General features: G+C 40.5%; 24 protein-coding genes. 2 read left to right on the top strand and 22 right to left on the bottom strand.

Going from position 1 to position 26,465, the window contains the following annotated elements:
- Positions 1 to 499: 499 nt before the first annotated feature.
- Positions 500 to 1,156: an HD domain-containing protein gene (locus ACTRDR_RS02795; RefSeq protein WP_440526075.1), complete on the bottom strand. Its 657-nt coding sequence runs from the start codon at positions 1,154 to 1,156 to the stop codon at positions 500 to 502.
- A gap of 329 nt (positions 1,157 to 1,485) precedes the next feature.
- On the opposite strand from ACTRDR_RS02795, the gene ACTRDR_RS02790 reads away from it, so the two are divergent.
- Entirely contained in the window at positions 1,486 to 1,923 is a 438-nt protein-coding gene (locus tag ACTRDR_RS02790) for a GatB/YqeY domain-containing protein (RefSeq protein WP_148447136.1), read from the top strand.
- Between the two features lie 117 nt (positions 1,924 to 2,040).
- Here ACTRDR_RS02790 and ACTRDR_RS02785 read toward each other — a convergent pair whose 3' ends face one another.
- From ACTRDR_RS02785 to ACTRDR_RS02755, 7 genes are all read right to left on the bottom strand, one after another.
- Positions 2,041 to 3,204, bottom strand: a complete 1,164-nt coding sequence (locus ACTRDR_RS02785) for a DUF4179 domain-containing protein (protein WP_440526074.1) — start codon at positions 3,202 to 3,204, stop codon at positions 2,041 to 2,043.
- Positions 3,182 to 3,712 carry an RNA polymerase sigma factor gene (locus tag ACTRDR_RS02780; protein ID WP_440526073.1) on the bottom strand — a complete coding sequence of 177 codons (531 nt, stop codon included), beginning with the start codon at positions 3,710 to 3,712 and terminating at the stop codon, positions 3,182 to 3,184. Before ACTRDR_RS02780 ends, ACTRDR_RS02785 begins: the two co-directional genes overlap by 23 nt.
- Positions 3,713 to 3,891: 179 nt before the next feature.
- The gene (locus ACTRDR_RS02775; protein ID WP_022154650.1) at positions 3,892 to 4,335 is read right to left on the bottom strand and encodes an aconitase X swivel domain-containing protein; all 444 of its coding nucleotides are present in this window, start codon (positions 4,333 to 4,335) and stop codon (positions 3,892 to 3,894) included.
- Positions 4,332 to 5,612, bottom strand: a complete 1,281-nt coding sequence (locus ACTRDR_RS02770; protein ID WP_440526072.1) for an aconitase X — start codon at positions 5,610 to 5,612, stop codon at positions 4,332 to 4,334. Before ACTRDR_RS02770 ends, ACTRDR_RS02775 begins: the two co-directional genes overlap by 4 nt.
- A 14-nt stretch (positions 5,613 to 5,626) precedes the next feature.
- Positions 5,627 to 7,681 carry an oxidoreductase gene (locus tag ACTRDR_RS02765; RefSeq protein WP_440526071.1) on the bottom strand — a complete coding sequence of 685 codons (2,055 nt, stop codon included), beginning with the start codon at positions 7,679 to 7,681 and terminating at the stop codon, positions 5,627 to 5,629.
- Between the two features lie 210 nt (positions 7,682 to 7,891).
- Positions 7,892 to 9,157, bottom strand: a complete 1,266-nt coding sequence (locus ACTRDR_RS02760) for a CapA family protein (protein WP_440526070.1) — start codon at positions 9,155 to 9,157, stop codon at positions 7,892 to 7,894.
- Positions 9,158 to 9,373: 216 nt separating this feature from the next.
- On the bottom strand, positions 9,374 to 10,231 hold the full coding sequence (locus ACTRDR_RS02755) for a hypothetical protein (protein WP_440526069.1): 858 nt from the start codon (positions 10,229 to 10,231) through the stop codon (positions 9,374 to 9,376).
- 941 nt (positions 10,232 to 11,172) lie between these two features.
- On the opposite strand from ACTRDR_RS02755, the gene ACTRDR_RS02750 reads away from it, so the two are divergent.
- A complete protein-coding gene (locus ACTRDR_RS02750) occupies positions 11,173 to 11,412 on the top strand; it encodes a DUF6061 family protein (RefSeq protein ID WP_440526068.1) in 240 nt (79 codons plus the stop codon).
- Between the two features lie 52 nt (positions 11,413 to 11,464).
- Here ACTRDR_RS02750 and ACTRDR_RS02745 read toward each other — a convergent pair whose 3' ends face one another.
- The 14 genes from ACTRDR_RS02745 to ACTRDR_RS02680 form a co-directional block, all read right to left on the bottom strand.
- Positions 11,465 to 12,031 (bottom strand): type III toxin-antitoxin system ToxN/AbiQ family toxin, encoded by a 567-nt coding sequence (locus ACTRDR_RS02745; RefSeq protein ID WP_440526067.1) that lies wholly within the window; start codon positions 12,029 to 12,031, stop codon positions 11,465 to 11,467.
- Positions 12,032 to 12,406: 375 nt separating this feature from the next.
- A complete protein-coding gene (locus ACTRDR_RS02740; RefSeq protein WP_440526066.1) occupies positions 12,407 to 13,153 on the bottom strand; it encodes a hypothetical protein in 747 nt (248 codons plus the stop codon).
- A 13-nt stretch (positions 13,154 to 13,166) separates the two neighbouring features.
- Positions 13,167 to 14,063, bottom strand: coding sequence for a hypothetical protein (locus ACTRDR_RS02735; protein ID WP_440526065.1), 897 nt, complete (start codon positions 14,061 to 14,063; stop codon positions 13,167 to 13,169).
- Between the two features lie 140 nt (positions 14,064 to 14,203).
- Complete coding sequence (locus tag ACTRDR_RS02730; RefSeq protein WP_440526064.1) at positions 14,204 to 14,569, bottom strand: nuclear transport factor 2 family protein; 366 nt, start codon at positions 14,567 to 14,569, stop codon at positions 14,204 to 14,206.
- 7 nt (positions 14,570 to 14,576) lie between these two features.
- Positions 14,577 to 15,101: a cysteine hydrolase family protein gene (locus tag ACTRDR_RS02725; protein ID WP_440526063.1), complete on the bottom strand. Its 525-nt coding sequence runs from the start codon at positions 15,099 to 15,101 to the stop codon at positions 14,577 to 14,579.
- Positions 15,102 to 15,115: 14 nt separating this feature from the next.
- Positions 15,116 to 15,877 (bottom strand): EFR1 family ferrodoxin, encoded by a 762-nt coding sequence (locus ACTRDR_RS02720; protein ID WP_440526062.1) that lies wholly within the window; start codon positions 15,875 to 15,877, stop codon positions 15,116 to 15,118.
- Positions 15,878 to 16,014: 137 nt separating this feature from the next.
- Positions 16,015 to 18,687, bottom strand: coding sequence for a M56 family metallopeptidase (locus ACTRDR_RS02715; RefSeq protein ID WP_440526061.1), 2,673 nt, complete (start codon positions 18,685 to 18,687; stop codon positions 16,015 to 16,017).
- 4 nt (positions 18,688 to 18,691) lie between these two features.
- Positions 18,692 to 19,051, bottom strand: coding sequence for a BlaI/MecI/CopY family transcriptional regulator (locus ACTRDR_RS02710; protein WP_118545668.1), 360 nt, complete (start codon positions 19,049 to 19,051; stop codon positions 18,692 to 18,694).
- 592 nt (positions 19,052 to 19,643) lie between these two features.
- Positions 19,644 to 22,544, bottom strand: a complete 2,901-nt coding sequence (locus ACTRDR_RS02705) for a M56 family metallopeptidase (protein WP_440526060.1) — start codon at positions 22,542 to 22,544, stop codon at positions 19,644 to 19,646.
- Positions 22,541 to 22,900 (bottom strand): BlaI/MecI/CopY family transcriptional regulator, encoded by a 360-nt coding sequence (locus ACTRDR_RS02700; RefSeq protein WP_176862344.1) that lies wholly within the window; start codon positions 22,898 to 22,900, stop codon positions 22,541 to 22,543. Before ACTRDR_RS02700 ends, ACTRDR_RS02705 begins: the two co-directional genes overlap by 4 nt.
- Positions 22,901 to 23,770: 870 nt before the next feature.
- The gene (locus tag ACTRDR_RS02695; RefSeq protein ID WP_106493180.1) at positions 23,771 to 24,826 is read right to left on the bottom strand and encodes a helix-turn-helix domain-containing protein; all 1,056 of its coding nucleotides are present in this window, start codon (positions 24,824 to 24,826) and stop codon (positions 23,771 to 23,773) included.
- Between the two features lie 220 nt (positions 24,827 to 25,046).
- On the bottom strand, positions 25,047 to 25,634 hold the full coding sequence (locus ACTRDR_RS02690) for a DUF2812 domain-containing protein (RefSeq protein ID WP_440526059.1): 588 nt from the start codon (positions 25,632 to 25,634) through the stop codon (positions 25,047 to 25,049).
- Positions 25,631 to 25,954: a PadR family transcriptional regulator gene (locus ACTRDR_RS02685; RefSeq protein ID WP_004850579.1), complete on the bottom strand. Its 324-nt coding sequence runs from the start codon at positions 25,952 to 25,954 to the stop codon at positions 25,631 to 25,633. The genes ACTRDR_RS02690 and ACTRDR_RS02685 overlap by 4 nt, the downstream gene beginning before the upstream one ends.
- Before the next feature lie 132 nt (positions 25,955 to 26,086).
- Entirely contained in the window at positions 26,087 to 26,461 is a 375-nt protein-coding gene (locus ACTRDR_RS02680) for a TnpV protein (RefSeq protein WP_396569842.1), read from the bottom strand.
- Positions 26,462 to 26,465 lie beyond the last annotated feature (4 nt).

The raw sequence follows: 26,465 nt of genomic DNA, 5'->3' as shown, positions 1-26,465 counted from the left end.
AAAACTTTCTACTGACATCTAATTATGTAAAATTAAATGATTATCAATCCCACATGGGAAGCTTATTTTGCTGCTGATACCCAAAATGTGAAAACCGGAAGGTATAACAAGGGAACTCTATATTCTAAAATGTTCGTCGTGGGTGTCCTGTATTTTGGGTCTATACAGAAAAAATGAGTTGTGAGATACTAAAATTGCTACAAATAACGCATAAAAAGATGAATATGGGTCTATAGGGAAAAAACCGGCTCTGAGGTACTCATTTTGAAGAAATTGAGTATCTGGCAGGCAATTTTTTAGCTATAGACCCATATTGTTTAGTTTTTGTTTTTTACCTGTCCCCAAAAGTACCTACAGGGAAATTTATCTTCTATAGACCCATGAAGGTTTTCAAGAAATCAGTAGCCCCGGCAGGGTATAAGAATAAGCAGTGCCGCGTTTCTTATACCCTGCCAAGGGCTACGGGGATTAGATACAATTTTCTTCGCTAACTCTCAATTTACAACACCTTGGATCCGTTCACGGTCAGCTTAAAGGATGCCTCCAACACTTCCGCTGCGCGCTTACACATCATCATACGTCCAAGGAATATCTCAAAATACTCATACATGCTGCAGATCTTCGGATCAATCTGCAGATTCAGTGAAATCACTCTCTTCTCCACATTGATCTTAAGCTTCGTATCCGTAACCGCATAATTGACGCGGTCGTGTTTATCGAAGGTTGCCTTATTCTTCTCCCGGACTCTGCTCCTGCGGACATCGGTCTTATCTGCAATGATCAGCGCCGCGGAGATGGGATCGGTAGCACCGCCGGTAGATTCGTCATGCAGTCCGATAGCGGACACGATCTGCACCCGGTCCTCCAGGGGCAGATCTGTCTTCTTCAGAATGTCATTTGCAAGCAGCGCCCCGTACTCTGCATGATGGCTACGGTTCACCGCATTTCCGATATCGTGCATGAATCCGGCGATCTTCACAAGTTCAATATCTTTTTCCGGATACCCAAATTTTTTCAGAATCTCTGCTGCCCGCTCTGCCACCAGTCCCGAATGCGCCTCCGAATGATCGGTGAATCCCATGGCTCCCAGATTTGCATTTCCTTTTTTAATAAATGTCAGTACTTCTTCATTTTTTCTGATTTCACTATATGTCATTTTTCTACTTCTTTCCTTCCATCATGTGTTGATTACCGTGTCTTTATATACATCTTATTTCGTGTTCATTGTACCATCCGCCTGCAAATTCGTGCCAGGATACTCTACATCCTGTTTCGCAGTTACTTTTTTCTCCAAGGCGCATTATATGTTACCAAAACTGTTGCAGCAACACTATCCTGGGCAGGTAAACAACATGTAATATCTGTGTAAACAAGCCGGATATAAGCTGACAGGCATTCACATTTTCTTCTTTTCAGTTTTCATCTATGAGAGTATAATAAAACACAGAAAGCATTTGGAGATTTTGTTCCAGAGAGGAGACCACTATGAAATTAAAAGAATTACAGGACGCTATGATCGCTGCCATGAAGGCAAAGGATAAATTCAGAAAGGATGCCATCTCCGCACTGGTATCCGCTGTAAAGAAAAAAGGAATCGACAACGGCTGCCGTGACAACATTCCCGATGAGATGGCCAACGAAGCCATCTTAAAAGAGATCAAATCCGTGAAGGAGCAGATTGACACCTGCCCCGCAGACCGTACCGAGCTGCTGGAAGAATATAAAAAACGCTATGAGATCATGAGCGAATTTGCTCCCAAGATGCTCTCCGCTGAGGAAGTCAAGTCAATTCTGGAAGAGAAATTCGCAGAGGTTCTGGCTACGAAAAATAAGGGACAGATCATGAAGGCTGTTATGGGCGAACTGAAGGGCAAGGCTGACGGCAAGGTCATCAATCAGGTCGTTGCTGAACTGACCAAATAATATGTGCGGTGCATTATCAGCGATTTTGAAATCCATCAACAAGCGGCTTCCGGGAGATCTCCGAAAGCCGTTTTTGTTCCCACTTCAGCTGTCATTGCGGCTGCCACAGCAGATATACTACGATTTGTCTGTTTCTATCGAAATCTTTTTTTCATAAAGAGCATTTTTCTCAAGTATTTCCCGGAATGCTGTCGAATTTTCTCCCAGTGCCAGCCCCTTGATCTCCATGTATTCATCATAATCATAGAGGTACACTGTGATCTCGGATATATCGTATCCGCTGACCGCCAGCTCGTTGGTATTGTTTCCTGCGTATGTCAGTTTTCTTCCATCTTTATCCAACACTACGGTCACAACAAGATGATCTTCCGGGAAAATGTCATATACCGTAAGCTCCACCGGAGAGACTTCGATTCTGTCCAGCCCGAAGCCCGCTGCATTCGTTTCGCCTATCTCTATGACCTGCATTTCCTTATCGCTCTGCGCAATGGAAAACTCCGGGAATTTCCAACTTCCGCGTACTGTCTCCTTAGAAGCCCCCTTCGGATATAGGAAAAAATACGGGATTTCCAGTTGCAGTGTCATGTCTTCCGGAATCTGTTCATAGTATCCCTGATCCCCTGTCTGGATCGATTTGTAATCGATACGGATCAGTCCCAGAAAAGTATGTTTATCCACAAGTTGCCCCACAAGCGCCCTGCCCCCGTGTACCGGATCGCCGCTTCGGAAGGAATACTCCTCCAGCGTTGCGATCATGATCTGACTTTTTCCGTCGCTGTCCGCTGACATCTCCGGGAATCCCTCTTCGCTCTCCATTTTTACCCCCAGGAAAATTGCCTGGTTTGTGGCATAATAATCCGTCAAGGTAATGGTGTAGCCTTGATCCGATACCTGATACTGCGCCGGTTCTGTAGCTTCCACACTGGTTTCCGTACTCTGGATCCCAGTGGCTCCGGTATTGTTGTCCCCAGCCTCTTCTCTCTCCCCGGCATTGTATTTTCCTTGCCCTGTTGGTACCAGCGTTACAATTTCTTCTGTCGGAATCTCCTGGAACCCCAGCAGCTCCTGTACCCGTTCTATCACGCTGCCGATCAAAGGCAGTTCTTTTGCCAAGACCGGATTTGCCGCACAGAATCCAATAGCTACAACAATCGCTGCCGCAGCAGCCCCCGTCTGCACAAACTTTCTTTTTCGACTCTGTCTTTTTTTCTTTTCCGATCTTTCTCTGATAATTCCGTATGCTTCCTCTATTTTTCTGTCAATCAACGGACTGTTTGTCATGGCTATTCTCCTTTCCTACACCCATCTGCGATCTCAGATGTTCTCTGCCCCGGTGAATTTTACTCTTCACCGTATTTTCTTTCATATGGAGCAGCTGTGCGATCTCTCCTATGGAAAACTGTTCCCCATAATACATCTGGAAGATCAGCCGGCTGTCCTCCGGCAGAATTTTCAATAGATCATTGAATTCCAGATCTGTACTGAAATCATAGAACTGTGAAGCTTCCTCCGCCTCGTTCATGGGAACCGTCCGACTCCTGTGCCGTATCATTGTAATACATTGGTTGATCAGAATACGAATCAGCCAGGTTCTGAAATATTCGGCTCTTCGTAAGGTATCCAGCTTTTCAAAAGCTGAAAGTATGGTCTCCTGCATGGCATCGGCAACATCCTCTTCGTTCCCCAGATAAGCGAACGCGATCCGTATCATGCTCTGCCTGTTCTGTTCCATCAGAGCAATGAATGCTTCCGCGTCTCCTTTTTTCGCTTTTTTCACCAGTTTCTCCATGGTTCCTCCCGTTCTTCATCCGGCCGGATGCCTTGCAAGGTATTTTGTGTTCACATACATTAGATAAGCATATCGTATTTTCGGTTGCAGAAAAATAAATTTTTTCCATAAAGTTTTTTCATAAAATAATAAACAGCTTCCGAAGTTTCCTTCGAAAGCTGTTCTTAAAGCTATTTGAACTATTCCACTACTACCGTACCGTCTTCTTTTACGGTAATATTCATGTCATCCTTCACATATTCCAGGAACTCTTCCCCCAGGCTGTCAATAACAGGCATCTGCACATTGTCAAGCCACACATCTGCCAAAATAGCTCCGGCTGCTGCCAGGGAATCAATAGGTTCGGAAAACAGCATGCATGCCGGCTGCCTGTTCATGGAGCAGGCACAGTAAAGTACCAGTCCGCCGGTGGTAGATCCTATGGTCGTCGGCAGGCACAGGGCTTTGCCCGCCATCTGTTTACCATAGAGGTCGGGATTATTCTGATCTCCGCAGGTTGCTTTTTTATCGCCGAACTGTAATGCCTTCTGGAAAGATGCCAGTGTGTTCAGACCCCCGTGAGATACCAGTGCCTTGGCTGTTACAGTTCCGGAGGCTACGATTCTTCCTTTAAATTCTTTCATTTGTCCGCTCCTCCCTTCGTAATCTGCTCTAAGATCTCAGCATCGGTATAATATCTTGCGCTGGTATAGGTACGCAGCTTGTTGCTGGAAGTAATGACCGGCATCTTCTCGCTGAGAGGATTATTCATGTACATTAACGGGCAGATATAGGAAGTAATGACTCCCGTTGCTTTTAATGTCTCCGCATAAGGGGTCTCCTGAAACTTTTTCAGTACCGCAGGTGCCGCTGTGAATACGGTAGGAATACACACTCTGGCTCTACCGGCTTCTTTCAGGCTCTGAGAGACTTTTTCCGTCCAGTCGATGAGCTGCTGTAAACTCATATGGGGACATCCCATGAAACACAGCTTCGGCTTGGCATCCTTCTTTTTCCAGATCACCGGATAGCTCTCATAGACCCTCTGAAGTTCCGCATCATCTACCACGTAGACTTTTGCATCCTCCGCAATCAGATCTTTTCCGTATTTTACAGCCTCCGGAGTGATATTTTCCACATGGTACAGACCTACCGCACCGTTGGACGCAGTCGCTGCGCCGAAGTCTTTCAGATAGGTCTTTGCTGCATCATCCAGTTCACCGCCCAGCCACTTGCCCAGTCCTACGATATAGGGAACATCCGCCATCACTTTCATACCGATGGCAGATCCAAGCAGCTGTGCTTCCGGCTTTTTCGTGGTCTCGATCTTAACGATCCAGGTGGCTTTTCTGCCTTCATCCGTTAACAGACCAAAACGGGGCACATAGCCTACTACCGAGCCCATGAGGTCAATGATACCGGAGTTACGATTGCATCTTGCCCCCAATACGGAGTTGGCATAAACCACTGCGGAAGACTCAGACCAGGACAGCACCTCTCCCATGGCCGGGATATTTCCCACTTCATCCATGTAACAGGTGCAGGTGTAAGCATCCTTTTCCATGATACCCAGCTGTGTCAGCTGTTTCTCGTAATCATCCTGCTTGGAGTACATGAAATTCTTGAACACAAAATCCTGTAAAAAAGAACTGGGCACATTGGGATCCAGTGGTCTCGGATCGGCGGAAAATTTCTGTTTGGATACATTGCCGGATTCGATCAGCTGATTCATCAGTTCATACACCGGCGCCAGTGCTTTCAATCCGAAAGAGGTTACCAGATGGTTGTATTTACTGGTCACAGGCACCATACCGTCCGCACCGAACAGCTCGCCGTAGCGCACCAGCGTCTGCATGACCTTCGCCAGGGTCGCTCCCTGTTTTCCATCATATATTTCCTGTTGTTCTTTTGTTAAGTTCATTGATTTCCCTCCCTTTAAATCTTCATGGCAACTTCATAAGCGCGCCATACGACACTTCGCAGATTGCCTACACCGTCACAGTCACCTACGAGGTTTACATTGCTGCCCTTCGGTACCAGTGGATTGGGAATGTATCCTGCGGAGCTGATCACACTGTCACAGGGAATTGTGATCTCTTTTCCGGAAGCATCCTTGCATACGATGCTGTCATCCTTTACTTCCTGCAGCGTAGTTTCCAGATATACGGGCACTTTCTTCCAGGCGAACCACTCTCTCAGATAGGAGCTGTTGGCCAGGCATACTCCGGTCTGGGCGATGAGATCGTTTTTCATCTCTACGATTACAGGCTGTTTGCCCTGCAGCGCCAGTTCATAAGCAATCTCACAGCCGGTGAGTCCGCCGCCGATGACGGCAACCTTTTCTCCTACGGGAGTACCGGTAAGGTATTCGCATGCCTCAACCATCTTCTCATGACCGGGCACTTTTTTCAGTACTCTGGGCACTGCTCCGGTAGCGATGATCACGGGAGCACCGGCAAACGGGGCGATACTCTCCACTTTTTCATTGTAATGAATCTCAATTTTCAGATCTGCCATCTGCTTCCGATACCAGGTCAGAAGATCCCGCAGTTTTCCCTTGTAGCTTTCCGCACTGGCAGCAATAAAGGTTCCGCCCAGGTGATCTGTCTGCTCGTGAATCACTGGCTCGTGTCCCCGCAGCTTCAGTACTCTGGCAGCCTCCATGCCGCCGATACCGCCACCGATAATATGTACCTTCTTCGGGCTGGTGGTCGGGACGATCTTGTGCTTCTCCCATTGCATGGTCTCGGCATTTACCGCACAGCGTGCCAGATGCAGGGAATCAGATAATGCCTGATCATTGGGAACTCCCTTATAATGACACATGTTGAAGCAGCCGTTATGACACAAAATGCAGGGACGGATATCGTCCTCCTTATCATTCATCAGCTTGGTCACCCATTCCTGGTCTGCCAGGAACTGTCTGGCGAATCCGGCACCGTCGATTCTTCCGTCTGCAATAGCAGCCGCAGCCGTCTCCGGATCCATACGTCCGGCGCATACCACAGGGATATCCACGAATTTGCGGATATGCGCCACATCCTCCAGATTGCAGTTTTCCGGCATATAGATAGGGGGATGTGCCCAGTACCAGGCATCATAAGTACCGTTATCGCAGTTTAACATATCGTAACCGGCATCCTGCAGATACTTCGCTGCTTTTTCGGATTCTGCCATATCACGGCCTGCTTCTGTGAAGCTTTCTCCGGGAAGTGCTCCCTCACGGAACCCCTTGGTCTTGGATTCCACACTGTAGCGGAGAGATACAGGGAAATCCTGTCCGCAGACTTTCTTGATCTCTTTTACGATCTCTACAGCAAAACGATATCTGTTTTCAAAAGATCCACCATATTCATCGGTTCGCTGATTCACATATTTTAAAGTAAACTGATCCAGCAGATAGCCTTCATGTACCGCATGAATCTCCACCCCATCCACACCGGCATCCTTTAATAATTTTGCAGTCTTGCCGAATGCAGTGATGAACTCCTGAATCTCCTCCACGGTCATCTCCCGGGAAGGAACTTTATCTGACCAGCGGTTCGGAGACGGGCTGGGTGCGGCTGTAATCTTGTCCAGATCCATAAAAGGTTTCGCCAGTACCCGCAATGCCTTATTGGTGTACAGGGTCTCCATCATTTCACTGATGGTAAACGATCTGCCGAAACCTGCCGTCAGCTGGACGAACAGCTTTGCTCCCGTCTTGTGAAATTCCGGCATCCACTTTGCCAGATCCTCATACATTTTTTTCTTCTTATACAGCCACTGTCCGTACATGGGATTGTATACCGGCTGACATCCCGGAAGCACCAGACCGCAGTTATTTTTCGCTACCTCCAGAATAAACTTCGCACCATCCTTGTCAAAATGGTTCACTTCCATCCATCCCAACAGGTTTGTGCCACCCATGGATGTCAGAACAATGCGGTTCTTAATCTCGCAGTTACCGATCTTCCACGGCGTAAACAACGGTTCCAACTGTTGTTTCATTGTAACTCCTCCTTTGCCTTCTCTCTTCTCGTTTGCGTACCCCATTACACAGCTCTAGTATAACATATCGAGATATAAATTTGCGTATAAAAATGATGTCGGGGTCAAAAGCCCCCGACTCTGATGCCTACGGATTATTCTGCCAAATAGGTCGCATTTTGTTGTTTCATCAACAACTTTTTTTATTTTAACAGACTCAATGCCGCTTGTCTACTCTGCCTTCCACAGGTCTCCCCATACGGAATCACACAAATTGACACAGTATTCTCTGGAAAAATTGGAATCCTGCGAAACGATCACATTTTCTTCTGCCAGTTCTTCTGAATAATTCTCCAAAAAATAAGTCGTCACGCCGCCCGGGCCGGTTGTCACATGGCTGACCATAGGTTTCACCCCATAGTCTGCGATCTCCACCTCTCCGTGATCATTTTTCGTAATCGTTACCTCTGCCATGCCGCCTACCATACGGTTAGCGACTCCCTCTCCGGTGCCGGATGTCCAGTTCACGAAATTTCCCAGCGAATAATACACAAGCATTTCATGGTCACTCTCTTCATCAATCACCCAGTCGATGGGTTCGATCACATGAGGATGCGTCCCCAGTACCAGATCTGCACCGTTTCCCGCGAATATCCTGGTCCATTTCTCCTGTGAAGCATCTGATGTCAGCCTGTACTCCGTTCCCCAGTGCGGACATACGATAGTGAAATCCGCCAGTTCCTCTGCTCTCTGAATATCTGCCGCCACCTGTTCCTCATTCAACAGATCCACCGCATAGGGCATATCCGGCGGCAGGGAGATGCCGTTGGTTCCATAAGTGTAGTTCAGGACTGCAATCCGTATGTCACCCAGCTCAATGATCGACGGATCAGCGCCGCAGGAAGTGGAGGTATCCGCAGTATCATGAATGCCAAGAACAGTGATCTGCGGGTATTCGTCCCTCCAGTGCTCCGCACAGTTTACCAGCCCCGCACGTCCCTTGTCCATAGCATGGTTCGTGGCATGACAGATGACATCGAAGCCTGCTCCCACCAATGAATCGCAGAGACTGTAATCGGCATTGAAGCAGGGGTACCCGGAGATTCCAAGATCTGCACCGCCTATGATCACCTCCTGATTCACCAGGGCAAGATCTGCTGCAGCAATCTCCTCTTTTGTATGGGAAAACAGAGAATCATAGTCGTAACTTCCATCCGGCTGCAGACAGCTTTCCTCCACCGGAGTGTGAAGCAGTATATCCCCTACCATGATGATCTTGTACTCCGGCGCGGCTTCCGGTGGTTGGTCGGAAAATGGCTGGATTGCATCCTGCGTTTCTGTTTCTATTTCTTCTGTTTCTATTGCTTCTGTTTTAATTGCAATAGTTCCTGTGGTGCTGACAATATTTTCATTTGTTACTGTATTGTCCTCAGACACCATCTCAGTCTTCGCACAGCCGATCAATAAAAAAATGTTCCATATACAAATATAAAACATTATTGTTTTTCTTAAAGTCAAAAGCCTTCTATCTGCCATTTTCTGCCATTTCTCTACCTTTTCACTGATTTTTCTGTATTTTATTCACTTCTTATATGTTCCATTATAACATACATATTTCTTTTATCTAAAGTTGCATTTCAAAATATTATCAACAAATATTATCAGAAGTTGTTTGATTATACGGAAGTATTCACATCTTTTTTCGGACATCATTTATGTACTAAATATTTGACTGATGAGATTTTCCACACTCATTGTGTTTAGACTGTATTTTTCTGATTCAAATGTATATATAATGTCTCTACCTTGTATAAGCCCATTCTTGGAGTAAATGTCTATTTTTTTCATAGCTTTCTGACAATAAATCGGATCTGTCATCATTCCCAAATGCTCCCATAAAATCGTTTTTCGATCTGTTAACCTCAGGCAGGTAAAATCCGGATATATCGTTCCCAATCCCTTTAGGGTTATAGGGCATTCATACTTGTATGGGATATTTTTATGGTACAACATATCTGCAATGATCTTTTCTGACTTTGATCTGACTCTTTCTTTCTGTTCTGTGTAAATTTCTGCCTGTCCTTCTTCAAAATCTTTACCTGAATATATTTGTGCTGACCACTGATTCACATATTCCTTATCCGACATTATCCTCGAATCCACCATTTTTTTCCTGGATGGACTCATTCTGTCATAGACACTATATAGTTCTTCTACCTGTACTATTTCTTGTTTTTCATATTTTTTAATAATATTTTGTATGTTCTTTAATTGCTTTTCTACCTCTGACAGCAATTTCTCATCATAATTTCGTTGTGCAAGTTTACCTGCCAATTCGAAATCAGATTTTCGCAGATATTTTCCGTTTGGATAGGATGTTCTAGTTTCAGCAGAGTCCAAATAATATTGTTCAACGCCTCTGCAGTTAATTATTTTCAGATTGCCTGATGGTGCATTCTGTATACTTGTTTCCAAATTTTGTTTCAAATCCCTTAGCCACTGTTCTCTCTTTATCAATTGTTCATATAGTAAATCCTTTATAGCCTTTTCCTCCCACCGTATATTTTTCATTTATTGCTTTTCATTTTATCTTTATTTTTCCCTTTCTTGCATGTATTCTCTTACCTCTGGCACATACCTAATCCATAATTCCCCCTCTCTCGCATGTGTTTCCTCGCCTCTGGCACATACCTATTTCATCTTTTTTCTTTTTTCGCATGTGTTCTCTTACCTCCGGCACATACCCAATCCATAATTTCAACCTCTCTCGCATGTATTCCCCTACCTCTGGCACATACCTAATCTATAATTTCACCTCTTTCGCATGTGTTTCCTCGCCTCTGGCACATACCTATTTCATCTTTTTTCTTTTTTCGCATGTATTCCCTTACCTCTGGCACATACCAAATCCATAATTTCACCCTCTTTCGCATGTGTTTCCTCGCCTCTGGCACATACCTATTTCATCTTTTTTCTCTTTTCGCATGTATTCCCTTGCCTCTGGAACATACCTATTTCATAATTTCACCCTCTCTCACATGTATTTTTCACATCACTACTTGTATGTTTCCTATGCACGTATACTTTCTACAAACTAATCTCTTAAAAAATAATGCTATTATACAAATAATTGAAGTAAATATCTTGAAATATCCGACACAGAGCTGTGTCACTAAATGGCTAAAAGAAAAACTGATCTTTGAATTAATATTTTGAATTGTTGTTTTAAATTACTGTTCCGAATTACTGTTCTGAGTTATTGTTTAAAAAACTGGGGAAGTACAAGTACTTCCCCAGCATAAAAGCTATATACTATCTATCAAAGATTACTCAATGATTGTAGCAACACAACTGTTAATATCACAAATTGTATTGTTTTAGATATTTCTAGTAATGTTTTATTTTGTATAATGGTACATTTTGTGATTATTACATCTATTTCGAAGGTTTTTCAAGTCCAAAATAAGCCCATGGGCTTTTTACCTCCAATTCAAATGAAAGGACTAATAACAATGAAATTGATACACGCTGAATATAACCCGATGCATAACAGCATAGACATTAACCACTATGACGGCTACATCCTCCGGATTGACTGTAATCAGGCTGAAACTGGGATACAGACCACTCCTAATTCTCAACGGTGCCTGAACGCTTTGGCAATTGATAATCCGCTGGAATATGCAAGACTTGCACTCGATGGCGAGATGCAGGCATGGGTGGATGCAGAGGATAGTTTGGAAGTATTTTAAATTCTTCACTCTATATAGTTATAAACGGATGGCTCACACGAGCCATCCGCTTCTATTTATCTGCCACTTCTTCTAACGCTTTAAAATCGCAACAGAACTTAACTACCTTTCCGGTTGCCATCTGTTTATCGTACAACTTGTTGGCTTTTCCAATTACTTCATCAATTACCTTCAAGCAAAAGGAATATTCCTTATTTAGCAAGTCCTTATATTTCTTGACATCATCGGTATCTGTGTCCTCAGGATTAATATTTACTCTACTGTAAACACCATCCACAATCGGAATCATTTTCTTAATATCCATAACAGAAAGAATATGCTTTACATCATCCTCTTCTGCTGCCACCCAAATATCTCCTTGTCCCATACTAGACTTCTTCGCTATCTCATAAACTAAGTAACATTCCTTATCGACATTTTTCCATATCTTATGCTTTTCCTTGGCTGAAGATAATGGAATTACATATTTTCTGTCATTTTTATTTATCAGAATTCCTATGTATGGCTTATTCTCATATCCGCTTGGCTTATAATATACCTCTGAGCATGCATCATGCAGCTTTTTGAGGTAGCTCTGGTCAATGTTGATAAATGTCAACTTTCCCTCCAGTGTAAACATAATACTGCTCCTTTGTATTTTGAGTTAAAAAATGTGGGAAGACTAAGCTTCCCACTCGTTAATGTTCATCTCTTTACGGATTGATTACCGAAGGTTAATGGAGACCTTCTTTAATGTTCATCTCTTCTATGGTTCAAGACCATAAGGTTAATGGAGACCTCTCTATAATTATAATATGACAATTAACAGGTTGTGTCAACTGCATATTATTAATTTATTTTAATCAAAATTCCATAAATTATTCGCCTATCATCAATCCGCTTACACTACGTTGATTTTTGTCATTAATCTATTAGCCACAATACCAATCAGAATGCATTTTGTTATAGATTGGTACCGTAACACAGAATAACCTCAAATTCATTCTTTCATAATTCAATCACCAAATTGTGACTTATGCATTTCCAATAAGACTTTTATTTCTTCTTCAGATCGATTATCCGTTTCAATTAACTGCTTTACGACTTCTTTATACTCATTTACTTTTTCTATCGAAGTATTACTCAAATTAACTTTTTCTATCGCTGTAATTCTATAGTTATTATATATTGCCTTATAATCAGTTTTCTCTTCATCTAATAATTCATAGCCATTAACAATATAAAACAATTCCAAGCAATTTCCAATTAATTTTACTGAATAAAATAATATAAATATTATCAAATATGAAAGAATACTTATACCAATTAAATTAATGATAAAAATAGAAGCAACTGGAATTTCGACAATAAAATGGAGAATCAACGCAACTAGTACTACCGCTGCACACACTATTCCCATCAAGTAAAAACTTAATAAGATTCTTTCCAACACAACCATCTTATTTCTCGTTTTTATAATATTAACAACTTTACTAGATATTGCTCCCGTCAATATAGCTAACGCACTAACCGTAAAACCAATATATCCAATTAATGCAATGCCGATATCATCTAACAAAGAAACTGCTTTAATTACAGTTTCATCAACTCCAACAGAAAAAGAACATACTGCGAAAACAATATCTAATAAAATCATACCTATTACTGCTATCCGACACTCTAAACTAGAGAAATCATATAAGTCTTTGTATTTTTCTAATTCAAATAATTTCTTATATGACGAATCTTTCACTTTCTTCATCGAATCCCTCACTTTACACAAACATCTTTCGAGTAAGTTTAACCAAAAATCTCAAAATTAAATTATGTGACTCCTCGTTATATTCATCTTCTCCAATATTATCTTGGATATTCGCTGTATATGCTGCATCTTGACTTGAACTAATCGTTTGTTGACGACCGCTATTATTAATTCCAGTAGCCGTCACATCCCCATAGCCCCTTGAAACAGCCGTTACAATATCTTTCATTACTCTCGATTCCATTTTCATATTTTCAGATGCATATTCGATATTAACCTTTGTCGCATTTGCTTCTTGGCATTGCTGCATATAAATTAACTCATTTCTTAATTCCTGCAAATCTTCTTCCGTTGAATTTGGTGGGATTAACGTAGCTCTAACACGTTGAACAGTCCTTAAACTTTTCATTTTCTCCTCTAAAATATCTTTGTCCTTTTGCAAAAATATTTCAAATTCATACATTTTTACACTTTTATTCAGCATATTGGCAAATGCTTTCATAAATTGATTATAGCCAAATGATTGTCTTTCGCAAAAGGTTATCATTTCATTTGCAACATCATAATAAAAGTATATACTTACACTTTCCTCAATGTATGTAGTTACCATTCTGTGTGACAATTCATCCAATATCTCTGAAGGTTTGTTAAAAGTTCTTACTAACTTTCCTGTAATAATACGATTTTCCCTTTTCATAATTTCTTGAAAAGTATATTGCGATTTACGTATAAAAACCTCTGGATTCCCATATGAATCAATATATTTATCTTTGTTTTGTGTAAAATAATCTGTTCCATCCGCGATGTTTTTATAAATTAAATCAAATACATCATCAAATTTTAATTTTTTATCATATACATCGAATATATTAGAATTTAAATTTACCTTTGCTAAATATAATAATGGCATTATGCGTTCTCCTTTTCTTTTGTTATGATATTCTTTATACTACATTTTAATTATTTTATTCGCTTATTCCTGCGTCAACTTCTTTTATTTTACACAAAAAAATCGAAATACAATACATTCATCACACATTCAAAAATCACCTATTCCCCATACGGACAATAATGCTCTGCCTTCGACCGAAACTCCTTCAAATCACAAATCTTCATTTCCGCATTAAACTCGGCAATGGCCACTCCATCAAAACCATCCACATTGCCCTCGTAGTCACACTTAAAATACCATTCCACAACGGCTATATTCCCGGACACAATCACACGCTTTATATCCCACTGCAAAACAGTACCTTTCCGGTTCCAATCCTCAAACCATCTGATTATCTGTCCAATGCCTTTATATACCGGACCATAACACTCGCTGTAAACAATATCTTCGCTAAAAAAACCCTTTACAGCATCAACATCTTTATCCAACCAGCATTGAAAATATTTTCTAATAACCTCTTCCATTCTGCACTTACCCCTTCATCCTCTTAATCGTTTCCTCCACAGAAACACACTCCGCATATCTGCCTTTCCACATAAACTCGTTATAATACTTATAACTCTGCTCCCCTGTCATAAAAGCATTATCAAATGTAGAATTTGCATTCTCCGGTACAATCATTTTAAAACCATGTTCAAACCCACACTTGATTGTTGCATCTATACAGTAATCCGTCTGCAGTCCCACAACCACTACTGTGTGGACATTCTTTTCTCTCAGATATTCCAACAAGCCTGTTCCCTTAAAAGAACTATTTACCGTCTTATCAAAAATCTTCTCACCCGGCTTCGGGCTAAAACCTTCATACATCTCAAAACCCGGTGTCCCTTTCGTCAATTCTGCTCCGGCACCATCATCGTGTCTTACATAAACAACCTCAACATTATTCTCTCTGGCAGCTGCAATCAATGTTTTAACAGCGTCTTCAAACACATTAAAACTATATAGCTTCGGCGTAGTTATTAATTTCTGTGTATCGACAACTAAAAGTACCATTTACGCTCTCCTCATCATAGATATTTCTCTATCACACTCTGCTCCACAACCTTTTTCCCAAGCAGCGTCATAGCTTGCTTCGGGCAATTATTAATGCACCTATAACACATAGTACACCGGTTATTCTGTACCACTTTCTTATCGACAATCTTGATATTATTCATAGGACATAACTTTTCACACTTGCCACAACCTATGCACTTATCTTCATCTACACGCAGTTTATTAGAATAATTCTTTGTCTTATGTCCAAAATACAGTCTTTCTCCAAAGATACCCGCCATGCGATATAATACACCAATTCTCTCCTGGGTTGGTTTCCCTGATTTCAAAAGTTGAACCGACTTGTTAATCTTCTGCTCCGCTTTCTTCACAAGATCCTTATTCTTTTCCAACGGACGCTTCAACACTTTTTCATCACCTATGCTATCCGGCATTTTTAGATGCAAACCACCTAGTATTTCTGCTCCGTATTTCTGCAAAAGTCGCCCAAGAATGCCTGCACCATCACCACTAAACAATCCCATCGTGGCAATAACAAAAACCTTATTACTCTCCCACAGTTCTTTATTTTCAATTATAAAATCACGCAGTATTTTCGGCACAGTACTATATTGCACCGGACAGGCAAATACAAGCATTTCTTCGTTTTTCACAACCCGGGTAATATTATCGTCTTCTAATGAAAATGCTTTAGTCGCTTCATCATATTCCTTGCAAAACAATTCTGCTGCATATCTGGAATTGCCGGTGCCACTAAAATATATTCCAACCATTTATATCACAAACTTTCCATTTTATATCGTAGTTTTCTTCTATATTTCATACTTTTTAATTATATCATCTACAAAACACAACTACAACTAACAAAAACAGCCTCGCCACACTGTAACGAAGCTGTTCTCTTCATCCTTTACTCAACCATCTGCAAATAAATCCACATTGCGGGTTGATTTTCTTTTATCCATTCCATATCATGTTGCTCTAATACTTCTACTGCACCCTTTGCCCATTCATCAAAGTACTCTTGTCCGGTTTCTGCATATAATCGAAGCTTTGCTTCCGGTGCCAAATCATCTAAAAGTATCCTCATCAATTGACCACGCAATTCGGTCTGCTCTCCATCAATGAATTTATTAAAGATATAGCTTAAACTGTATTGTCCGTAATACGTAAGCTCTCTATATTCCAGAGAATGTGCATCAATATAATCTGCCGGATTCGATGAGGTTGCCGGAGATGATTCAATTGTATCAAATAATTCGTCTATAACGGCTTCTGTATCTATCTGATAATACTGAACCGCTCTACTATAACACTCTTGTATTTGAGCCACCACATATTTCTGCGTATCCAGAGCATCTTCTTCAATTTCATCCGGAAATTTGTCCCTAATATCCGATACATAATAACTTCCATCTCCGGGAACCCAAAAATCAGTCACCATATATGTATTATCTGACACTTCAAAAGTGATGACCACCGGCATATGACTTCCACCGACTTGATTTAACTTACCTTCCGAATAAGAAAATGACTGTTCCAATGCCATTCCGTATACCGTTATCAACTCTTTCGACACATTCCCACCAGCAATAGACACTCCGCATAATTCCTCCCTATGCAACTCCACAAAGCTGGCACAATGATAGGCACCAACCGGATAATCGGATGCAGTATGTTCAACAATAGCGTTTAATATGGCTGTATCTAAGGAATCCGTCTTGTCCACTATATTTTCAACTTCCGGCGTTTCCGACCTATCAATTTCCACTGCGCCTTCACTTGTCTGAAAATCTATCTTCATTACATAGAATCCGGATTTTCCACGAACATAAATGGAATAGATTGCCTCATCACGTTCATCGCCTCGAACAGAAACCTCCAACTCAAACTTTCCCTGTGGATTACATTCCAGCTCATAAGTTTCTCTTTCTACAATTACTTCTTCCGATGTGTATTTATGATACTCCTCATTAACAACCAAAATATCCGTATCTGTACCACCATCCACTGTAAATATCAGCTTACCGGAATTATTTATAGGATTGGAATATAAATCATCATACTCCCCTTCATAGCTACTTGAATAATAGGCAGGCTCAATATAAGCATTGTAATCTGCACTAACGGCATTGCAACTTAAAATATCTGTACGTTCCAATCTAAACAGGAAACGGATGTGTGAGCCTTCCTCCAATATATTCGTACTATTATCTATATCATATCCGTAAGTCAGATATACACTGCCATCTTGGTTCTGCAGAAAATAGTAAAAACTATTATCCGTATTTATCCGCCATGCCTTATTTATTTCACTTCTGAATTTGGACCAGGTATCATTTGAAATAGTGAACCCTGTCATATTAAAATGGTTATCAAAATTTTCAGCTGTAATCTCTACCTCTTCAAAATTCCCCAACTGTTGCACCCACTCCGTTGTACTCTTATCATCCAATACATCTCCGGATACAAACATAGCATAATCTGAAGTAAATTGATATCTGGGCGCTGTTTCCGGTGTGATTGCGGAGAAATAACGGGCATCTATGAAGAAAATCTCTTCCACCCTGTAGCTGTGACCAAAGGGTTCCGGTGCATACAAATTTTCTTCCTTTGGATTGGATATGCATATCACAATTCCAACAATGCATATCAAAATTGCCCCTATGGTCACCCAGAAAGTAGGTTTCTTCCACGCTGCCAGGTTTTTGATGCGTCCTTTGGTGTCCACCTCACCAAATGCAAGTGGCATTCCAAACATAATAGCATTATTTGTTGCTAAATTCAGTAAAGAAGCAGAATAATCTGCTCGTACATCTTCCCCAAGTTTTTTGATAACCGCCTCATCACAACTCATTTCCATGTCCTTGCTAAATAATAGAAAGGCCAGCCAAACAAGTGGATTAAACCAATGGATGCAAAGGGCTACATAGGCAAGTAACTTAAAAACATGATCCCCTCTGCAAATATGATATTGCTCATGCCTTAGAATATACTCCTGTTCCTGTTCGCTTAATGAAGATAACAAATAGATACGCGGTCTGAATATGCCAAGTACAAAAGGAGTAGTAATGTAGTCCGCAACATAAATATTACCCCTTACCCGCACTGCTCCAACCAGACTCTTTCGTAACTTAACATAAGAAATCATGCTAACTCCTATCATAGCCACGATTCCAGCCAGCCATATATAGGTTGCAATGCTGACAGGCGCCTCCAAAGGATCTGCTACAAGCTGTTCCACCCCTTGTGGCAACGCATTATTTATAGCATTGTCCAATACCGGAACTGGTAATGTCACTTCTGGATTCTCTGTATGAACGATATTGTTCGGAATATATGCAACCTGACTCACACTATCAGTTGTTTCCACAATTGGGGGATCAAATAAACCCAATACCGATAAGGTAGTATTTATAGTGATAGGGCAAAGCAGACGAAACAATACAACTGTCCATAACATATAGGAATATATCCTGGGTGCCCGTCTCAGCAACACTCTGAGTATAAGCACCGTAACAATGATAACACTTGCCGTAAGACTCATATTCAAAATCTTAGGTAATAATTCATACCAATCCATCCACTCACCTCCTCATACTATCTATCACCTTTTTCAATTCTTCCACTTCCTTATCCGATAACTTCTTTCTGGAACCGAATGCAGTCAAAAAAGCCGGTAACGAACCTTCAAAAGTGTCATTCACAAACTTTTCACTTTGGAGAGCATAAAACTCTTCCCTACTGATTAAGGAAGTAATCATTCGGTCCTTGTTTTGAAAAATTCCTCTTTCACATAACCTTTTTAAAATGGTTAAAGTAGTCGTCCGCTTCCAATTCAATTCAGCTTCCGCGAGTTTCTCCAATTCTACTGGTCGCAATGGTTCATTATTCCATATGATATCTGCAAACTTGGACTCTACTGCTCCTAATCTTATTTCACTCATATGATCACCCCTTTCGTCTACTGCGTGTAGTCGTTTATGTATAGTCTACTTTCAGTAGTCATTTTTGTCAACCAATTTTTACTTGAAGATACAACCACTTTATATGTAACACTCTATAAAAGAACTTACTCATTCCAAACGCATATAACATCACCACAAGCAAAAAGGCTCAACCCCTTGTATACAAAGGGCTGTAAATTTATGAGAAGCATATCTCGAAAACACTGCGTGTTTCCTCGATGAATGCGGCATTCGCCGCATTCCCATAAGCATAAAAAAGCCCAGAAGCAAGCAAGCTTGCTCTGGACTTTTTTACACTTATTTAATGCTTCTCATTGCTAACGCACAATTACTCGATGATGGTAGCTACACGGTCGGAACCAACAGTTCTACCACCTTCACGTTATCTGAATAGCGTTTTTCAACATATTTTCTATGCTTTTTATGGCTGAAATCTTCATAGTTTCGTTGATTTTACATGGTCTATTTTTATTTGCATGGTTTCGTGGCACCGTTTTGGCACCGGAATACTTGCTCCTGATCAGCTAATATGCATCTTGTCCTTAATATCAGTTATAAGTCAATCGGTAAGTTATTTTCTTATTCCACTCAGACGTAGTTGCTCAATTGTCTCCCTATTACAATCGACATATGTGACAGACTCCGGTTGATATTGCTCCAATATCGTTTGTAGCGAATTTTCATCTATCAATTCATTCCAGTGATAATAGGATTGAACTGTGCCGTCTCGCCTTGAAGAAACACTGTCTATTGTCTCAAGTTCAATTCCTCCCTCAGGTAAAATATGGTATAATGTTTGCCCGTCCCATGCCGTCCCTGAATAATTATCCTCTATTACTCCATTTTCACATATCTTACACGAGCCATTACGATATCCGATACCTCTCATTAACTGATACGCTCTTCCGTCTTTCCACGTATATACATCATAAATTACATAGTAAGGTATATCATAATTAAATTTAAGACCTATAAAAAATTCCTCTATACCGTCATTATTTAAATCATGCAATACATATACGGATTCAGCCTCCGGGCTTCCCATCGCATTTAGGTACTCATCACATATATACGAATCCCCTGCTGCGGCCATAGCCTTTGATACATCCTTTACCTCTTTCATATATTGACCTACAGTATAATATCTTTCCGCAATATCACCATAAGATACGCCGGGCGTCTCACCTTCATAAATTCTCTCTTCGACTTCTTTATTTTGATCCAAATACTGGTACTGTGGTCTAAACTGGATGCTCAAAAATCTTGTATTTCCTTTTTCATCATAATCAAAGTAGACATCTGCCTCTCCCCAAAAATCAAACTTATCATAACACTGAATCCCATGTGTTGCAATCAGGCAGGTTTTTCCTTCATATTCTCCTACTTCTATATTCCAAATTCCCCACGCTGACACATTCCCACAGATTTCTCCCGAAGGGTAATCTACAAATTCTGTTTCATACCACTCAACCAACTGACTGGTAAATTCCGTTTCTTCCCCGTTGTCTGAAAGAAATTCTCTTTTCAAATCTAAATAATGTGATTCTACATCGAAAGTAACTGATTCATCCAAATTTTCACAGGATATCACAGCCTGCCACTTGATGTCTCCCTTTGTAACAGACAATGGAAATGCATTATCCATCATCGTTTCGCCGTGAATCATCTCCAGCGGTTTCCAACTTGAATTGTTCTGCTTTAATACGATATACTCCATAAGTGACATGGAATTTACTCTTGGAGCAAATGAAAAGAAAATTTCTTTTTCCCCATCATGATCCAAGTCTACATATTCTGCTACGCATGGGTCAATTCTACAAGGATCCTCATACTCATAAATCATCTCACCATTCCAATAAAACTTGAAATGGGAATAGAAGTTGTTTGATTCATCTCCTAGATCGACCTCCACATATTCTTTTGTACCATTGCCATCCAAGTCCTTAAGTTCACTTATAAACACTGTATCAGACAGCCATATGTATCCATTGTCATCTTTTGCGTTTTCCACATTTTCGTTTTCTTTGACTGGCTCCTCCTCTTCCCAGATAAGCCAAAAAGAACTGCTGCCTGAAAATATTTTTTCGTTTTTCGTCTGATTTTCCACTGCAATCTCAAACACCGTATTCCTATTATCATCCGTATCAGCTGCAACTGCTATATGTGCATAATAATCCCCCACATAATATGCGGTTCCCGCCCCTTCCCTATAATCTATGGAAATAACATTTCCGTAATTTTCACTTATTTTTTTTAGGAGTTCAGACTCACTTAATTGTTTAGTGTCATCGCCAAACAACTCTGATAATCTCCCCTGTATCCTTATTGCTTTCGCATCCTCAGCCAGAACAGCCCCTGCTAAATCTTCATCATAGTCTCCTTCAAAAACGATTGATAATTCCGTTTTGGGCAATTCCCCGATATAATATAAGGCATGATAGAATTCCGCGTCATATCCTGTCAATTTTTGATATTCTCTATAACTGATTGCCTTGTAGTCTGCTATCGAAAAATCACTTTTCGGTTCTGTCAAAAAGCATACAGCCACTACTACACAGGCAGCCATGGATATCAAAACAATCCAAAAGGATGGCTTTTTGTAATTCAGCACCAACTTCACTCTATCCTTTACTCCCACTTCTCCAAATGCCAACGGACACATCATTACTAATCGCCTCTGCGTTGCACAAGACAATAGCACTCTGGAATATTTTTTCTTATCCTCAAAGTTCATATCACGAATCACCTTTTCATCACAGGCAAGCTCAATATCCTTGCATAGCATAATGTATGCAACCCAGCAAAGAGGATTGAACCAATAGATACAAAGAAGCAAATACCCAAAAGGTTTCCACAAGTGATCTTTTCTTTTAAGATGTGCACTCTCATGCGCTATAATATATGCCATCTCTTCCTCTGATAGTGAAGAGGAAAGGTATATTCTGGGTCTGATAATTCCCAAAATAAAAGGGGATTTTACTGCATCACAAATATAGATGTTTTCTCTATATAGCACAGCTTCCCTTACACATAGGCGCAATTTTATCATACTCACCAATGCCAAAATAAGAAGCACCACCATTCCGCATAACCAAAGCCCCCCTGCGATTTCTGTCACTATTTGTAGCGGAGCCACGCTTTGGGTTTCCTGATATGCAAAGGTTTCTGCTAGTGCGGGATTTATTGTATTTTCTACAACACCTACGTTACTGTCTATGAACGGCACATAAGGTATCCGTTCTCCTTCCACCATAGTGCTGGACTTGATAGGCTCTGCACTTGGTTGCAGGCTAAATGTACTTTCTATGGAAAACGGAAATATCAGTCGGATTGCTACCACACCCCATAATAAACAGGTAATCCACTTTGGTATCCTCCTAAATAGAAGTCGAATACCTAATACTGCTAAAATTAACCAACTGGCTGTGATGCTCATATTCAGCAGTTTTAAGAAAATTTCTCCCATACTCATTTTTCCTCCGCCTGATCAATCATCTTACGAATTGCCTCCGCTTCTTCCGGTGTCAGTTTTGCATCCTGCGTAAATGCTGCAATAAATGCCGGAAGAGAACCCGCAAAGGTGTCTTCTACATACTGTCTGCTCTGTCTGGCATAAAATTCCTCTCTGGATATTACGGCTGTTACCAGTCCATTTTCATTCCGAAACAATCCCTTATCAATCAATCTTCTCAAAACATTGTGTGCAGTTGTGCGCTTCCAGTTAAATTCCACTGCCGTCATCTTTACCAGTTCCGATGAAGTAACCGGTTCATGCTCCCAAATCATATCTGCATATCTTGCCTCGATCACACCTAATTGAATTTCCATATGTGTATCCTCCTAAATCCAACAGACCACAGGTGATGGTCTTATATACAGACTATCATCTGTGGTCTCGCTTGTCAATATGATTATATAATTTCCTATCTACCACCTCTATTGCCACCACTGGACTTGCACCAGTAAGATTAGTGCCATGCTCGGCACACCGCAAAAAGGCTCCCAAGGAAAACCTTGGAAGCCTTAAATTTAGTGTAATTCTATTAATTACTCAATGATTGTAGCAACACGTCCTGATCCTACGGTTCTACCACCTTCACGATACTTTAATCCCGTTTTACTTCTTATTTTTTATGGTTTTCTCTCCAAAATATAGTGAAAAACGGCTGATCTGCACCATATATTTTTATTTGCCTGATTTCTTGGCACCGTTTTGGCACCGGAAGCCCTGGTCGAAAAGATTCTCTTCCACGGCTAACAGATGCTACTCTACCAACTTTATATTGCACCGGTAATTTTTAACTGTTATAATCGAAACATGGGTGCTACCATAACGGTAGGCGGTTAGTCCTTCTCCAGAGGGACTGTGACCCTCTGATTACATAGAAACCTGTAAAGGAATCCAGTGGAAAGGAGGGCTAAGCCAATGAGTATTATTGACTTCATAGCAGTAGTGAGCTTCGGCTTAACCTGCTTTAGTATCGGATATACATTAGGCAAAGATAATCATAAACCACAAAAATAACCGCCCTGGTCTGGTAAACTAAGCGGTTATCTTTGATGATATTCTAAATAGTAAAACGGACTAACCGTCTATCGGTAGCACTCTTTTTCTATAATCATATTAGCACGCATCTGTGGAAATGTCAAAAATTTTCTTCTTTCTCAACTATATCTATTTCCATACATTTTTACAACCTATTTCAAGTGTTCCTCAAAAATTGATTCGAGTTCCTTATTCCCTCTCAAGAATTCATACTCTTTCTTATTTTCAATTTCCGAATATAATTCACGAACAAAATTTTTTCCAACTCCTGAAAAGGCTTTTCCCTGTGCAGTATCTTCATACCTGTAATACAAAGGGGATTGCGTCATATTCCAAGGCTTCTGTGATTCACTTAATAATTGCTTAATTAACTGAACACATTTTTCTACATCTTTTCGATATCCAGCAATCAGCAGATATGGCACTGTGTTGCCGTAATTCCATAGTCCAAACAACGATATCATGTGATCTGTAATCTCAGCAATTCTCTCTGCTTTATCATGATTTCCTGTTTCTTCTTCCATTTCAATTAACTTATACAAGTAGCTTTGAATATTGACAACTGCCTGTAGCAGTTTCCCCTCCAGGAATAACGCAGCAGTGTCTGTTCCTTCCTGATGTGCTAATACACTTGTTTTCATAATCGTTGCATCAATTACAGTATCAGGAATTTTTTTCAAAAGGGCATTTGCTTCTTCATATTTCTCCATTTGGACATATTTTGTTGCAAGTATAAAAACGCTTGAATTTCTCACTCTTTCATCCTGACTATCTGCTGTTCGTTCCAGCCACTCAATAATAGCTGTATTATATTCCATTCGTTCTTCGTCATTAAGATCTGACAAAGTCAAAGATCCGTTCAGAACGGTTGCGATCGTATATATTAATAAGTCGCAATGAGGATACTCCTGTATTTTACGAGATGCCATCTCGAAAGCCTCTGTAAAGCTGTCCAATGAAACTTCCGAAAGTTCATTCACAAATTGTCCAATCTCTTTTTCTGTCAATTCTTCATGAAACGAAAACAATTCATTCATATCAATTTTCAATAGTCGTGCCAAAGCTGGAAGTAATGAGATATCGGGATATGTATTTCCCTTTTCCCATTTATTTACCGCTGGAGTAGAAACACCCAGATAATTTGCCACCTGTTCTTGTGTTAATCCCGCAGTTTTTCGATAATTTTTTATCTGCTCACCAATACGCATTGTTCACACCTCCTGTCCTTATTTCCATTATAGCGTTCCCAATACATGTTTACAATTGAGCCTTTGTTTACTTATTACTTTCTTTTTTTAACTTTCAATTAATTTTCTCTAATATTTATATCATCAGCAACAAACTGCCCACAAGTTTATGAACGGGCTACTAACCCTCAAACGACAGTGTATTACATTGCATCAACTAAACCAACCTTGTTATCCTGAATCACCACTCCTTCATCTTCGCTTCATTCCTATTTTTCATAATTTGCAACTGGTATATAATGACAGGGATTAGAAAAATCACAGCAACTATGCCTAAAATAACAGACCGATTTACAGTAGCAAATGCCGCGAGCATAAGCATTAATAACAGCCAGGGATTTCGCAAATTACTGTAATAATTTGCCCTATCTTCATAGGACGTATGAAGGTCAAAAGGTTTTCCATCATTTTCTTTTTCTACAATCAGCAATTCCCTGTTAAATGTTGTAGTGTTTGTTGCAACACGACCGCCAATTTCAGCCCACGGACGCCAGCGAACTTTACCAACAGAATAATTAAGATTGATATTTTTATAGAATACGGAATATCCCATTTCTTCCAAGAAATCATGGTAATCTTCAGCATTAGCTTTTGATTTTTGTCCTATAAACTCCACGCAATATTGAACTTGACCTGGCTTACATTTTTCAAATTCATAGAGTAATTTTCCCGTTCGAATAAGGCGATAACCTTTTTCAGCCATCTTATTCAGCCAGTTTTTCTGTACCGTTAATAGCCCACCAAAAAAACGATAACACTTTTTGCTCATAGTGTACCTCCTACAATTCCGCTTGCAATACCTACAAGTTCACGAAGTCTGATAAGTTCTTTTTCAGCTATCTCCTTTCCTTTTACAGTGATAAGATACTCTTTTTTTCTACCTTCACTATCTCCGAAAAGCTCAATCCATCCCTTTTCCAGCATTGAATTTAATGCACCATATAAAGTGCCTGCTCCCAATGAAAGCCGCCCACCTGTTTTTTCTTCAATGAACTGCATGACAGCATATCCGTGTTTAGGTGAATAGAGTGAAAGCAAAATATAGAATGTCACTTCTGTGAGTGCACCACTTTTCACATTATCCCTCATAGCATTCCCTCCTTATTACGGTTACTGTAATAACTATATCAGTAACCGTAATAAAAATCAAGAGATGTGAAATAAATCTTAATAAGCCGGATAGTATTATGCTTTTCCTGTTCAGTCCTTTACAAACAATACTTATATATAAAGTATTTCTCTCAACACCATTTCTTCTGCACTAGCTTTTATATTATTCATCAGTCTAACCCACTTCGTCCGATTCTGTACCTTTAATTCTTCAGTTACGCCCTGTTTTTCTGCCATCTGTTCCATAAGCATTTCCACCTGCTCTCTGCTCTCCTGATCAATCTGATTCAGGTGTTCCGTCAGCTTTCCAGTCAACAACAAATATTGATATTTTGCTAATCTGTGTTCCTTCAGAAACTGTTTCCTCAGCATTCCATATTTCCCATATATCGATTCTTCTTCATTCAATACCAAATCCGGCAAATAATAATCTCCATGCAAAGTATAGCTTAATCCGTTCTTTTCATCATAAATGTGTGTTTCCATAATC

The organism is Simiaoa sp., from assembly GCF_051972595.1.
Lineage (GTDB): Bacteria > Bacillota > Clostridia > Lachnospirales > Lachnospiraceae > Acetatifactor > Acetatifactor hominis.
The sequence above is the reverse complement of the archived record's forward strand: the minus strand, read 5'-3'. Positions and strand labels throughout refer to the sequence as shown.